The 13,724-nt window shown below is 64.9% G+C and carries 12 protein-coding genes; 9 read left to right on the top strand and 3 right to left on the bottom strand.

Annotation, left to right across the window (positions count from 1 at the left end; all coding sequences use genetic code 11):
• Positions 1-112 precede the first annotated feature (112 nt).
• The 4 genes from HAP40_RS32100 (at position 113) to HAP40_RS32085 (ending at position 3,476) form a co-directional block, all read left to right on the top strand.
• On the top strand, positions 113-1,981 hold the full coding sequence (locus HAP40_RS32100) for a S8 family peptidase (protein WP_166813723.1): 1,869 nt from the start codon (positions 113-115) through the stop codon (positions 1,979-1,981).
• A 259-nt stretch (positions 1,982-2,240) separates the two neighbouring features.
• Complete coding sequence (locus HAP40_RS32095) at positions 2,241-2,519, top strand: hypothetical protein (protein WP_166813725.1); 279 nt, start codon at positions 2,241-2,243, stop codon at positions 2,517-2,519.
• Positions 2,520-2,834: 315 nt separating this feature from the next.
• Positions 2,835-2,996: a DUF2934 domain-containing protein gene (locus tag HAP40_RS32090; protein ID WP_166813727.1), complete on the top strand. Its 162-nt coding sequence runs from the start codon at positions 2,835-2,837 to the stop codon at positions 2,994-2,996.
• 201 nt (positions 2,997-3,197) lie between these two features.
• The gene (locus HAP40_RS32085; RefSeq protein WP_166813729.1) at positions 3,198-3,476 is read left to right on the top strand and encodes a DUF2934 domain-containing protein; all 279 of its coding nucleotides are present in this window, start codon (positions 3,198-3,200) and stop codon (positions 3,474-3,476) included.
• Between the two features lie 323 nt (positions 3,477-3,799).
• Here HAP40_RS32085 and HAP40_RS32080 read toward each other — a convergent pair whose 3' ends face one another.
• Entirely contained in the window at positions 3,800-4,213 is a 414-nt protein-coding gene (locus tag HAP40_RS32080; protein ID WP_166813731.1) for a hypothetical protein, read from the bottom strand.
• A 270-nt stretch (positions 4,214-4,483) separates the two neighbouring features.
• Positions 4,484-4,729 carry a hypothetical protein gene (locus tag HAP40_RS32075; RefSeq protein ID WP_166813733.1) on the bottom strand — a complete coding sequence of 82 codons (246 nt, stop codon included), beginning with the start codon at positions 4,727-4,729 and terminating at the stop codon, positions 4,484-4,486.
• Between the two features lie 502 nt (positions 4,730-5,231).
• On the opposite strand from HAP40_RS32075, the gene HAP40_RS32070 reads away from it, so the two are divergent.
• From HAP40_RS32070 to HAP40_RS32050, 5 genes are all read left to right on the top strand, one after another.
• Complete coding sequence (locus tag HAP40_RS32070) at positions 5,232-5,912, top strand: response regulator transcription factor (protein ID WP_166813735.1); 681 nt, start codon at positions 5,232-5,234, stop codon at positions 5,910-5,912.
• A gap of 9 nt (positions 5,913-5,921) precedes the next feature.
• Positions 5,922-7,490: a sensor histidine kinase gene (locus HAP40_RS32065; protein WP_246741231.1), complete on the top strand. Its 1,569-nt coding sequence runs from the start codon at positions 5,922-5,924 to the stop codon at positions 7,488-7,490.
• Positions 7,491-8,480 carry an RNA polymerase sigma factor RpoH gene (gene rpoH, locus HAP40_RS32060; RefSeq protein ID WP_166813737.1) on the top strand — a complete coding sequence of 330 codons (990 nt, stop codon included), beginning with the start codon at positions 7,491-7,493 and terminating at the stop codon, positions 8,478-8,480.
• Positions 8,481-8,559: 79 nt separating this feature from the next.
• Positions 8,560-11,742, top strand: a complete 3,183-nt coding sequence (locus HAP40_RS32055) for an efflux RND transporter permease subunit (protein WP_166813739.1) — start codon at positions 8,560-8,562, stop codon at positions 11,740-11,742.
• Positions 11,739-13,007, top strand: coding sequence for an efflux RND transporter periplasmic adaptor subunit (locus HAP40_RS32050; RefSeq protein WP_166813741.1), 1,269 nt, complete (start codon positions 11,739-11,741; stop codon positions 13,005-13,007). The genes HAP40_RS32055 and HAP40_RS32050 overlap by 4 nt, the downstream gene beginning before the upstream one ends.
• On the opposite strand, the gene HAP40_RS32045 is transcribed toward HAP40_RS32050, so the two are convergent.
• Entirely contained in the window at positions 13,004-13,609 is a 606-nt protein-coding gene (locus HAP40_RS32045) for a hypothetical protein (RefSeq protein ID WP_246741232.1), read from the bottom strand. The genes HAP40_RS32050 and HAP40_RS32045 overlap by 4 nt on opposite strands.
• Positions 13,610-13,724: the final 115 nt, after the last annotated feature.

Below are 13,724 nucleotides of genomic sequence, written 5' to 3'. Positions count from 1 at the left end.
AGCGACCGAACCGGTGGCAAACGGCAACGGTGCGTCTCCGGAAAACGCCGCGAGCCAGTCACCGGCACGAGGGCAGGGGCCCGCAACGCTCGCATCGCGCCCGGCGCAATTCATGATCGCGCCGCAGCAGCAACCGGGGCTTGCGACCTTCAGCGTCGACTTTCTGACCCAGCAGCTCACCAACAGCCCTGACATCGAAGTGGTGAAAACGGTCGCTCCGCCGCGCCTGTTCGGATTTCAGAGCGCAGACTTCGGACAAGTGCCGCTCAGTCCGCTGGTCCTCGCCAAGATGACTCCCGACAAGGCCAAATTGCTGCAGACCCAGGCACAAGGGCGTTGCGCGGTGGAGCGTGACGAGCGGCTGACCTACATGCTCGACCCGACCACGCCGCAGCTTCCCAATCCGGGGGTGCTTACGCCGCTGGCTAACGGCTTCACGGCGACGATCGAAGTGTTGGGCCAGGACGGCCCGCTGCCCGAAGCCGAGGTCTATGTGTTCGGCAGCATGTGGCCGGCGCAGGGCATCACCGACGCCACCGGCCGTGCCACGGTGACCCTCCAGGGCGAAACGCCGGAGACCATCCGCTCGATCCTCGTCAAACCGAAGATCGACTACTGGACCTTCTGGCTCGATCGTCCGCAGCTCGTTCCCAACAGTGTCAACCGGATCGTCGTGAGGGCGCTCGGCGCGGTTCTACGGAACTTCCCCGGCCAGCAATTGATGGGTTGGGGTGAGCGCGCGATGGGCCTTGATCGTCTGCCGCCGTCCTTTAACGGCGCCGGTATCAAGATCGCGGTCATCGATTCCGGCCTGGCGCCAACCCATCGCAACCTGCACGGCATCACCGAAGGCACCAGCATCGTCGGCAACGACAAGACGGCGTGGACCGTCGACACGATCGGCCATGGCTCGCATTGCGCTGGAATCATCGCCGGCGGTCCGGTCGGCACCGGTGGCGGAATCCGCGGCTTCGCCCCCGCGGCGGAAATCCATGTTTGCCGCATCTTCCCGGGCGGCCGGTTCAGCGATCTCGTCTCCGCGCTCGATTACTGCATGGAGCATGGCATCGATGTCGCCAATATGAGCCTGGGTGGCGGCGAGCCTTCGCGGATCATCGAGGAACGCATCGTCCGGGCCAAGCAAATGGGCATGGCCTGCATCATTGCTGCCGGGAATTCCTCGGGGCCGGTGCAGTTTCCGGCTTCGACGCCGCATTGCCTGGCGGTCGCCGCACTGGGCAAGTGGGGCGAGTTTCCCGATGACAGCTATCATTCGCAGCAAGCGCTCGACGGCTTCCAGAGCCACGACGGATATTTTCCAGCAAAGTTCTCTTGCTTCGGACCGGAGGTCGACGTCTGCGCGCCCGGTGTCGGGATCGTCTCGTCGCTTCCCGCCGATGGTTTCGGTGCATGGGACGGTACCTCGATGGCGACGCCACATGTCACGGGCCTGGCCGCGCTCGTGCTGGCGCACCATCCGGACTTCACCAAGGGAACCTTCCAGAATCGCGATGCACGCCGTGTCGAGCGGCTGTTCCAGATCCTGAAGGAGACCGCAACGCCGCTGCAATTCGGTGACCCGAATCGTACCGGCGCGGGACTGCCGAACGCGATGCGGGCGCTCGGCCTCGAAACCGGTGTCGCCCCGGTTGCCGCCGCTGTGTCCGGAACCGATCCTTCGCTGGCAACGCTGCGTCGTCTGCTTGGATTGCGGCCGGTCGAAGCACCGAGCATGGTTCCGGGGAGCACGCCGGCGCCGCAGTCCGTCGATCCAGTGCAGGCCAGTGCGAACAACGTGGCGCGCGGTCCGGCACAAACGGCAGGTGGGATGATGCTACAGTCCGCTGGTTTGACGCAAAACGGTTCGAGCGCCGTCGCGCGCGGTCCCGCACAGACGGCGGGCGCGACACTCGCCCCCACGATGATGGATCCTGATCCGGCTCAGATCCGGCAGATCATGCACAAGGTCGGATTGCTGTAACGCGTCCTTGCGACAAAGGGGCACAGCTGCAACAGCAGCTGTGCCCCCGAGCCTTTGCTGCGCCGTGCCAAGCCAAGCCAAGCCAAGCCAAGCACTGCGACAACTCGCAAAGCATTTGAGCTTCCGTTCTGCGAGAAGCAAGATTTCCTCTTCCAGCCCGTCAATCCCTCGCAAAAATCCGACTTTACAGAAATTCGGATTTGTCGTACAAGTCACCTGACCCGGCTCACCCTTAATGGGCGCGGGGGAGTTTTTAAAAGTGCAGTTTTACTGTCCGTTTGACCCCCAAATTGATGATGATAATGTCGTTCATCTCAGTTCTGTCCGGGAGGACACGATGGGATGGTTTGACCGACTGTTTGGAACGGCGGCGCCGGCGACCCGGCTCTTTGCGAGATTCGGGCGGAAATCGCGGGCACCGACTGATCCCGACCTTCTGAAGATCGCCAAGGACCGGAAAGGCCATATCTCGCGGAAGGCCATGCGCGATGAATATAATCGCCTGCTGTTGGAGAAGTACGCGCACGACAAGTCCTGATCTCTAACCGCATCCAGTGTTGCCGTTACGTGCCAGCTCCGCCTCGGGCTGCTTCTCTCGAACGTTGCCTATCGAGTGACGTGCGAATTCCCGGCCGAACCCTCCCCCGTTACCGCCGACTCGGCAAGCCCATCAATCGAATATGATGGACCTCATGCAATGTGACGCGTGCTCGCGCACAAATAGGAACTCTCGCATCCACCGCGGCTTGACTCCGCGGGTCAGCGTCGCCGCCGATCGCTGGCCTGCACGGCCCCGCCTCCAAGCCCCCCATACCCCCCAGGGTGGGGCCGTGCTTCATCAGCAGGAGATGAAATGCCCAAGCCGGCCGAGCAAGAGATCCGGGAACGCGCGCACAAATTATGGGAGCAAGCGGGCAAGCCCGAAGGTCGCGACGAAGAATTTTGGCGCGCCGCCGAGCAGGAGCTGCGCAACGAGGACGAGTCGAGCACGTTGCGAACGCCGGATACGCTGTGACCGACAAGGCCCGCCCATTCTGCTTCGGTCTGGGATGGGTCTGCGAAAACCATCCGCTGCCCGGAAAACTTTGCGGCGCCTCTCCGAAGCGATCATGCCCAAACAATAGCGGCGCCGGCGGCTTCCGGGGGAACAGAACTTGCCGGAACGGAATTCACCAGCACGGCTGTGACAACATCCCTTTCCGCGGCAGTGTCGGCAGTGGACGAGCAGAAGAAGATCGAGCACCAGATCGAGCTCGCAACGCGGGCGGCGGCGCTCGCCCGCGACGAAACCACTGTCCGGGGATTCAGGAGCTTCGCCGAGGAGCTGAAGCAGAAGCTCGGCCGCATGCTGCGGCGGGGCAGGGTGCGGGCGCGCGCCTATGAGCTCTGGGAGCGGGCCGGCCGCCCGGTCAACCGCGACCTGGAATTCTGGCTCGAGGCGGAACGGCAGGTCGAAGACGAGCGCGAACAGAGGAAAGGCCCGGCATCGTTCTAGCGGCGATCGCCGCTGCGGCCCGTGTTGCCCCGCATTGGCAGCAAGGCGGGGCTTCGACCGTCGCGTTGCCAAACAAGAAGCCGCCGGGTTCTTCACCCTGGCGGCTTGAAAAGTCCGTAGCTGTTGATCGCCTCCCCAGCCTCGTGCGTACCGCCGTTACCTTGTTTGCGGCCATGCCCGGTGATTGTAGGCGAGAGCGAATGATTCTGTTGTGACTCAAATCACACAGTGGAAAGATGTTGGCAGAAGGTACACGCGAGAACGCGACGCTGCGTCGGCCCGGATCGTGACATGCCGACCGGGCCGAACACCGCGCATCCAGATCAGCTGCAGCTCAGCGGCAACGGCGCGCCGGGGTGCAGCTCGTACCAATCGTAGCAATCCGGATAATAGCCGTAGAATCCGTAGCCGGGCCGATAGCGGCCGAAGTGATGAAACGCATGCTGGCGGAAGCCTGCGCCGCCCGAGGCGACGTGACCGATCCCAAAATGCGCCCCGCCGAGCCGTTCTCCGCCAAAGCCTCCGGCATGGCCGACGCCGCCGAAATGCGCGCCGCCGCCGAAGCCCATATGGCCGCCGCCAAAGCCGCCGCCGCCGAAGCCGCCGCCGCCGAAACTGTGGCCGCCACCGCCAAAACCGCCGTGACCGCCGCCACCACCGCCATGCGCTGCGGCCGTACCGACGGCCAGCGTCGAGGCCAGCGCCGCTGTTGCCAAAATCATGATTGCTCGCTTCATGGAACACTCCTTTCGTGCCGAGCCGCCCGCCATCATCGCAGTCCGCGTCCGCGTCGTGCTCGCCAATGCTCCAGTTGAGATGGCGCCTGATGGCTGGGCTCGTGATGCACCAGAGGTAGGAACGGTGCGCGGCAATCCCACTAAATTCGGCTTCAGTAATGTGGCAGGCCAGCCGGAAGGGCGATCCGGGCGCGCGGCATCACAGCGCGCATGAGGGAGCGGGCTGAACAAATCAACCCGCTCCCCGTCCTGCGATGTGAAGTGCGGCGATCAGAACGCGCCGGTGCCGGGCTCGCACGGCACATTGTTGCCGGTCCAGGGCGCGGTCGCGAACGCGCCGACACGTGGTGCCGGCACGCAAGCGCGGCCGTCCTGATAGATCGGCGCGTTCGATGCATACGTATCGGATTGCATCGCGGGCTGCCGCGTGACGGCATGGTGCTCGCGTGCCATGACGGGACCTCCGAGCAAGGCAGCGGCTATCAGACCCATCGGTAAGAGCTTGAAAGTGGTCATTCGGCTTCTCCTTTGATGACAGCAGGCGATCAAGCCGGCTGCTACAGGAGATGTGCGCGATCGGGCGCGATCCAAATGCACGAAATGTTCACCGGCATTCAACGGCCTGTGAGCCGATGCGGCATCGCGACCACGATCGTGCGAATAGGCAACCTTCGTTGCCTTCGAGAGTAACGGCGCGCGCATCACTGGCATATCTCCACTCAAGCGTAGCTCGAAGACGGAGGCGGAAGATGATCGCGAAGAATATGATCACGACAATGGCAAGATGCGTCGGCGTCCTGCTCGCGCCGCTGGCCGCAAAGGCGGCCGGCTTTCTGACAATCAATTCAGTGATGCCGCCAGCTCCCCAGCACCATCTGGTCATGCAGCGCGTGGCCGTTCGCAGGCCGGCGCGGCACCGAGCGCTCGGAACGGGGCGGTGACCATGACGTCGCAGACCGCCGGGCCCGCGCCGCCTCGCCGCAGGCCGAAGCGCCGCGCAGAAGGTGGGACGAGGCTCATGACACGGATTCTCCTGATCGAGGACGACACTGAGACTGCGGAGGCGATCGTCGCCGAGCTTGCCGAGCGGAGTTTCGAGGTGCAGTGGGCGCCGAACGGCGTCGAAGGCCTCGACCGGGCGCGTACCTCGCATCCCGATGCCATGATCGTCGACCGCATGCTGCCGGGAATGGACGGGCTGACCGTCGTCGAGGCGCTGCGCAACGACCAGATCAGGACGCCCGTGCTGGTTCTGAGCGCGCTCGGTGCGGTCGACGACCGCGTGCGGGGCTTGCGCATGGGAGGCGACGACTATCTCACCAAGCCGTTCGCGATCGTCGAGCTGGTCGCGCGGATCGAGGCCTTGCTGCGACGTCCGACGGAGAGCCGCGAAACCATCCTGCTGGCCGGCCCGCTGGAACTCGATCTGATCGAGCGCACCGCCCGACGCGGCGAGCGCGAGATCGATCTGCTGCCGCGCGAATTCCGCCTGCTCGAGTACATGATGCGCCGGAGCGATCAATTGCTGACGCGCGCGATGCTGCTCGAAGAGGTCTGGAACTACAAGTTCGTTCCAGCGACCACCAACCTGATCGACGTGCACATGGGTCGGCTCCGCCACAAGGTCGATGCTCCCGGCGAGGTGCAGCTCATCCACAACGTCCGGGGCTCCGGCTTCATCCTGCGCTCGCATCAATAGCGAGGGGACATGCGCAAGATTCAATTCATCCGTTCGAACACGTTCCTGTGGGCCCTGGCGGTCGCGGCCACCCTTGCGCTGTTCGTGGTTGGATTGTTCGCGTTCGTCTACCGGCAGCTCGACGACTATCTGATCGCGCGATCAGACCGCATGGTCACCACGCAGATCAACTTCATGGTCGATCTGCCGCCGGATCGGCGCGTCCGCGCGATCGCCGATCATCTCCAGCAGGATTCCAGGCGCGTACACTATGCCGGGTTGTTCAGCGCCGACGGGGCGCGCCTTGCCGGCAACATCGATCGCGTGCCGGCAGGGCTCGATCTCGACGGAACGGTGCGGAGTGTTCGGCTCGATCCGCCGGGGGCGACGGCCGTCCGCGGCCCCATCGTCAGGACCGTCGGCAGGCGCCTCGATGACGGCGACGTCCTGGTGTTGGGGAGGAACGTCGACGAGACGCGAGAGATATCGAACGTGGTCGGGCAGGCGCTTGCGCTCGGCGTGCTGCCCGCCTTCTGCCTGTGCCTGCTGGCCGGCGCGTGGCTGAGCGTCCGAGCCCAGAAGCGCGTCGAGGAGGTGAACCAGCGGGTGCAGCGGATCGTGGCCGGCGAGCTGCGCGAGCGGCTGCCGGAGGACAATGCGGACGATCCGTTCGCGCGGCTTGCAAGGATCGTCAACGGCATGCTCGACGAGATGGAGACGATGATCAACGCGCTTGCCGGCGTCGGCAACGACATCGCTCATGATCTCAGGACTCCGCTGACGCGGGCAAGGCTGGCGCTGGAGCGCGGGCGAACCCACGCGACCACACTGGAGCAGCTCCAGGAGGTCGTGGACAAGGCGATCGCCGGCATCGACCAGTCGCTGGCGATCATCACCGCGTTGCTGCGCCTGACCGAGATCGAGAACAACCGTCGCACGGCCGGCTTCGGCAACGTCGCGCTGGACGAAATCCTGCGCGAGGTGTGCGATGTCTACGAGCCGATCGCCGAGGACAAGGGCGTCGCGCTTGGCGTCCTCATAGGTCGCGGTGTGCAGGTGTGGGGCGATCGGGACCTGCTGTTCGAGGCGATCGCGAACCTCGTGGACAACGCCGTCAAGTTCGCACCGTCAGGCGGACAGGTGAATCTCGAGCTCGAATTGGACGACAGGACGGTGCTCGTGCGCGTCAGCGACAGTGGGCCCGGCATCAGCGAGCAGGAACGTGAAGCGGTGCTGCGGCGGTTCTACCGCTCCGACAAGATCCGCAACACGCCGGGAGTTGGGCTCGGGCTGAGCCTGGTGGCCGCCATCGTCAAGCTGCACGGCTTTCGGCTGATCATCGGTTCGGCTCCCGGAGGGCGGATCGAGATCCTGGCCTGGACCGCGGGGGATGGCAGAGCCCGCCGCATGCCGGTGTCGAATGTCGGCTCACGCAAGCGCGAAGTGGATGTGATGACCGGCCTGACGCGCGATCGCCTCGGTGCCGGGACATGCCGGACCTCTGAAACCGAATTCAGATTAGTGACGCCCAGTTTAGTGGCCTGCCCGTCGGCAAGCCTCCTAATACCTGTCAGCCGTTTCGGAATGTGGGAGCAATAGATGCAGATCAGTCACGACATCTCGAGGCATGATGCCGTAGCCGCGCCGGGCCTATCCGCGCCGGTTCCGTTCCTCAGCGCGTATGCGATGGCGATCAAGCGCTACGAACTTCTCGAGCCCGGCCAGGAGCAGCAGCTCGCGCGCCGATGGCAGGAGACGCGGGACGAGCGCGCCGCGAATGCACTCGTCACCAGTCATCTGCGGATCGCGGCCAAGGTGGCGCGCGGCTACAAGGGATACGGATTGCCGCTGGTCGATCTGATCGCCGAAGCCAATCTCGGTCTCGTCATCGCCGCCTCACGCTTCGAGCCCGACCGCGGCGCGCGGTTCTCCACCTATGCGGTGCCGTGGATCAAGGCCTCCATTCACGCCTACATCCTGCGCTCATGGTCCCTGGTCAAGATCGGCACGACGGCGGCGCAGAAGAAGCTGTTCTTCCGGCTGCGTGGCGAGATGCGGAAAGCCATGGGCGGCGCGATGGCGAGGCTCACGCCCGATGTCGCCACTGTCATCGCCGAGAGGCTCGAGGTGACCGCCCGCGAGGTGATGGAGATGGATGCGCGTCTGAACGGCGATATGTCGCTGAACGCGCGCGTCGGCGGCGAGGAGGATGGCGCCGAGTGGGAAACGCTGCTGGTCGATGACGCAGTCGACGCGGAGACGGTTCTGGCCGATCGCGAGCAAACGGAGCGCCGCAGCAGCGCCCTGCGTGCGGCGCTGGGCGGGCTCACGGCACGCGAGCGCCACGTCCTGGAAGCGAGGCGGCTGGCGGATCATCCGGTCACGCTCGATCAGCTGGGCGTCGAACTGTCGATCTCCAGCGAGCGCGTCAGGCAGATCGAGATCCGCGCTTTCGCCAAGGTCAGGCGCGCCGTCATCCTCGCTGCGCGGGATGCCGCACGCGCCGGTGAGTGGCGCGGTGAAGCGCTGCCGCTGGCAGCACGACGCGGCCGCCCAGGCGCGTCGAAGGTCCCGGCATCGATCGCCTGAACGCGTTTTCATTTGAACGGATGTCTGCCCACCCTCATCTCTCCACCGACCCCGCACTACCCGCTCCAGGCAGGCCATCATGGGAATTGTTCGCTTCGCGCTGCGGCTTCCGCACACATTCTACGTGCTCGCGGCGCTGATCCTGTTTCTCGGCGGCATCGCGATCCGGTCGATGCCGACGGACGTCTTCCCGCAGATCCGCATCCCCGTGGTCACGGTGATCTGGAGCTATACCGGCCTCTCGACGCCGGAGATGGAGCAGCGCGTCAGCACCTATAGCCAGTACTCGATCAGCGCCAATGTCAGCGGCATCAAGAACATCGAGGCGCAGACGCTCAACGGGCTGTCGGTTCAGAAGATCTACTTCCAGCCCGACGTAAATCTCGATCTGGCGATCTCGCAGATCGTGTCGGCGACCAACGCCATCCGCGCCCTGATGCCGCCCGGCATTCAGCCGCCCATCATCGTGCAGTTCAACGCCTCGAGCGTGCCGGTGCTCCAGCTCAGCCTCGAATCCAACAGCCTGAACGAGCAGCAGCTCTATGACTTTGGCATCTATCGGGTCCGCCAGCAACTGGCGCCCGTTCCCGGCGTGACGCTGCCGACGCCCGCCGGCGGCAAGTACCGGCAGATCATGGTGGACATCGATCCGAACAAGCTGCTGTCGCGCGGGCTGACGCCGCTCGACATCGTCAATGCGGTGAACACCCAGAACCTGACGCTGCCGACCGGCACGACCAAGATCGGCGACACCCAGTACACCGTGAGGACCAACGCGACCCCGGCCTCGATCGAGGATCTCAACATGATCCCGGTCAAGTTCGCGAACGGCGCCACGATCTTCCTGAAGGACGTGGCCCAGGTCCGGGACGGCTCCCAGGTGCAGCAGAACATCGTGCGCGAGGACGGCCACCGCGCCGTCCTGCTCAGCGTCATCAAAAACGGTGATGCCTCCACGCTCGCCGTCGTCAATGGTGTGAAGAACGCCCTGAAATCGATTCGTGCATCGGCGCCTGCGGGGCTCAAGATCAACGAGCTGTTCGATCAGTCTGTGTTCGTCACCCATTCCGTCAATGGCGTGCTGCGGGAGGGCGCGATCGCGGCAGGACTCACGGCGCTGATGATCCTGATGTTCCTGGGATCGTGGCGATCGACGCTGGTCGTCCTGATCTCGATCCCGCTCGCAATGCTGTCCTCGCTGGTCGTCCTGTATTTCCTCGGCGAGACCCTGAACACGATGACGCTTGGCGGGCTTGCGCTCGCGGTCGGCATCCTGGTCGACGATTCCACGGTGACGATCGAGAACACCTACCGGCTCTGGACCGAAGAAGGCATGCCGTTGCCGGATGCGACGCTGCACGGGGCCGCCGAGATCGCGGTGCCGACGCTGGTCTCCACGCTCGCCATCAGCTGCGTGTTCACCTCGGTCGTATTCCTGGAGGGGCCGGCCAAATATCTGTTCACGCCGCTCGGCCTTGCGGTGGTGTTCGCGATGCTGGCGTCCTATGGGCTGTCGCGGACGCTCACGCCGATCACCATCGGCCTGCTGTTGAAAGGCGAGCGGCGCCACGGTGAGGGCGAAAGCCCGTCAGGCATCTTCGCGCGCGCCTCGGCCGCGTTCGAGCGCGGCTTCGATCGATTGCGCAATGCTTACTCCGAGCTCCTGCTGACCTTGTTGCAGCGTCGCGCCATCGTGCCCGTCGTCGCCGTGCTGGTGCTGGCGCTCGGAGCCACCATGTTCGTCTATGTCGGCCGCGACTTCTATCCCCTGATCGACGGCGGCCAGATCCAGCTCCACGTTCGCGCGCCCGCGGGCACCCGCATCGAGAAGACGGAGGCGATCTTCCAGGCGGTGGAGGATAAGATTCGCGAGGTCATTCCGGAGCGGGACCGGGCGCTGATCGTCGACAATATCGGGCTTCCGGCACGCGCCTACAATCTCGCATTCACAGACGGCTCGACGATAGGGGGCAATGACGGCACCATCCTCGTGTCGCTGAAGGATGGGCACAAGCCGACTGCGGATTACGTCGCGAAGCTGCGCCAGGTGCTGCCATCGGCGTTCCCCGAGGACACCTTCTATTTCCAGGCGGCCGATATCGTCACGCAGATCCTGAACTTCGGACTTCCCGCACAGATCGACGTTCGCACGGTCGGCTACGGCACCAACAATCTGGCCGTTGCAAAGGAGCTGCAGAAGAACTTGTCCACGATCCCTGGGGTCGTCGATGCTCATTTGCAGCAGGAAGTCGATGCTCCCGCCTTCTACGCCGACATCGACCGGACCCGAGCCGCGCAACTGGGCCTCAATGCCAGCACGGTCGCGACCAACATCAATGTCAGCCTCAGCTCGTCCGCGCAGGTCTCGCCGAACTTCTGGACCGACCCGACGTCGGGCATTCCCTATTACCTCGCCGTGCAGACACCGGAATACAGGGCCAATTCGCTGAATGCCCTCGGGAACACGCCGGTGTCGGCGTCGCTTGCCGCCAGCGGGCAGACGGTGCCGGGCCTGCTCAGCAATGTCGCCACCTTCAAGCGCGGGACCGTTCCCACCAACTCGAACCAGGCCAACGTCCAGCCGGTGTTCGACATCTATGCGAGCGTGCAGGGTCGGGATCTCGGCAGCGTCGCGGCCGATATCAACAAGGTCACGTCCACGCTGCAGAAGCAGCTCCAGCCGGGCAATTCGATCCAGGTTCTGGGGCAGATCCAGAGCATGCATCAGTCGTTCCGCGATCTGGGAATCGGACTGCTGTTCGCGGCCATCCTGGTGTACCTGCTGATGGTCGTGAACTACCAGAATTTCGGCGATCCCTTCGTCGTCATCCTGGCGCTGCCGGCGACGTTCTGCGGCATCGTGACGATGCTGTTCATCACGGGAACGACGCTGAACGTGCCTTCGTTGATGGGCGCGATCATGGCGGTCGGCGTGGCCTCGGCGAACTCCATTTTGCTGGTGACGTTCGCGCGCGATGAGCAATTGAAGGGACACTCCGCATTCCAGGCCGCGCTGAGCGCCGGCCGCACCAGGATCCGTCCCGTCCTGATGACCGCCGCCGCGATGATCGTCGGCATGATCCCGATGGCGATCGGAGGGCCGGGCGAGGAGCAGAATGCAGCTCTCGCACGGGCCGTCATCGGCGGGCTGCTGTTCGCGACCCCGACGACGCTGCTGATCGTGCCTTATCTGTTCGCCATGCTGCGCAAGGGCAACGATGGCAGGCCCCAACACGGCGTATTCGAGGAGCAACCGCAATGAATGACGTTCGCATACGGACCGACGACGAGAAGACGGGCCGTCCGGGTGCGGAGAGCCTGCGGATCGTTGAGCTGCCCGGCAAGGAGCCGAAATCGGGCCGCCGCTACGGTGGTGTGGTGCTCGGAGGCGGCATCGTTCTGATCCTCGTGGGCGGTCTCGGCATCGGTGGCTGGCGGCACTATCAGGCCGCGCGCGAGGTCGCCGCATTGGCAGAGCAAGTCAGAACCGCCGTGCCGGAGGTTCGGGTGGCGGCGGTTCGACCCAGCGGCGACATCATGAAGGTCACCTTGCCGGCGACGACGACGGCGTTCGAGGCGGCAAACATCTTCGCGCGGACCAGCGGCTATATCGAGAAGCGTTACGTGGATATCGGCGCCCATGTGAAGAAGGGCGATCTCCTCGCCGACATCACCGCTCCGGAGCTGAACCAGCAGATCGCGCAGGCGCAGGCGACGCTCGCGCAGAACCAGGCGGCGCTGCAGCAGGCGCAAGCAAGCCGCGAACTCGCCGACGTCACCAATGCGCGGGACAGCAATCTCGTCAAGCAGGGTTGGCTGACGGCGCAGCAGGGCGACAATGACCGTCTCACCCTGCGAGCGCAGCAGGCGGCCGTCGGCGTCGCCCAGTCGAACATCGCGGCGCAAGAGGCTCAGATTCGCGTTCTCCAGCAGGAGAAGGCCTATCAGCGCGTGGTGGCGCCGTTCGATGGCGTGATCACGCAACGCAACGTTGACAATGGCAGCCTGGTGCAGGCCGGATCGACCTTCATGTTCACGCTGATGCATTCCAACGTGATCCGAACCCAGGTCTTCGTGCCGCAGGACGAGGCCTTCGGGGTAGCCCCCGGCGTCGATGCCGATATCCGTGTCCCCGAGATTCCGGGCCGGACGTTTCCGGGCAAGGTCACGCGGATCGCGACCGCGTTGCAGCCGGGAAGCCGAACGCTGCTGACCGAGATCGACGTCCCGAATCCGGACGGCGTGCTCAGTCCCGGCATCTACTGCACGGTCGAATTGTCGATCCCGCAAAAGACGCCGTCGATGATCGTTCCGTCGGATGCGCTCGTCTTCGACCAGAACGGCCTTCACGTCGCGCTCGTGCGCAATGGCATCGTTCATTTGCAGCACGTCTCGATCGCGCGGGATTTCGGCACCACGGTCGAAGTGCGTGAGGGGGTGCAGCCCGGCGACCAGGTCGTGCTCAATCCGGCGGTGAACCTCGCAGAGGGCAGCAAGGTCACCATTCGCAAGGTCGAAGTGAGTTAGGGCGCCGCGATGATACGGACCATTTTCGCAACGGGGCTCGCTCTGCTGCTGCTTGGCGGCTCTGCGAGCCAGGCACAGGTGGCCACCACCGGCACCACCGCCATGGGCCTTCCGACGGTGCCGGGCGCGATCGTGATCTCGCCGTTGAACAGTCCGGGTCCGTTTTCCGCAACGACCGAGCCAAATGCGCCCGACACGACGCTTGCGCCCGTGCCGCTGGCCTCCGATCCGACGTCGCCGGGGACGGTGGTTGTCTGCGCTCCGCCGTCGACATCGCCGATGCCCGTGCCGGCAACGCCGATCGTCTCGAATCTCGGCTTGTCGACGTCGGGCAGTGCTGCTCCGATATTGCCGGTCACAGGACTGACCGGCAGCTCCATCGGAACGATTGCCACAGCGGCGCCGGCGGGAACGGGCGCGACGGTCGCATGCAGCTCAACGCCGGGAGGGCAGGTGGCGAGTGCTGCGTCGCTGCCACTCTCGATCCCGCAGGTGCCGGCCAGTCCGCCACCGGGGACAATTCCGGCCGACGTCAGCGCTGCCGGCGGCACCGGCATTGATCCAACCGCCATCGTGCCGAGCCCGAACAGCTCGGCCTGCATGGAAGGGGTCTCGATGAACCTGGCGTCGCCTGCGACCGTGTTGCCGGCCAATGCTACGGGCGCAGCGCCGACGCCGGGCGTGTCGCCGATCCTGCCGCCGGGATGCTGAGAGGCC

This window comes from Bradyrhizobium sp. 1(2017) (genome assembly GCF_011602485.2).
GTDB lineage: Bacteria > Pseudomonadota > Alphaproteobacteria > Rhizobiales > Xanthobacteraceae > Bradyrhizobium.
This window is presented reverse-complemented; position numbering and strand designations above follow the sequence as displayed.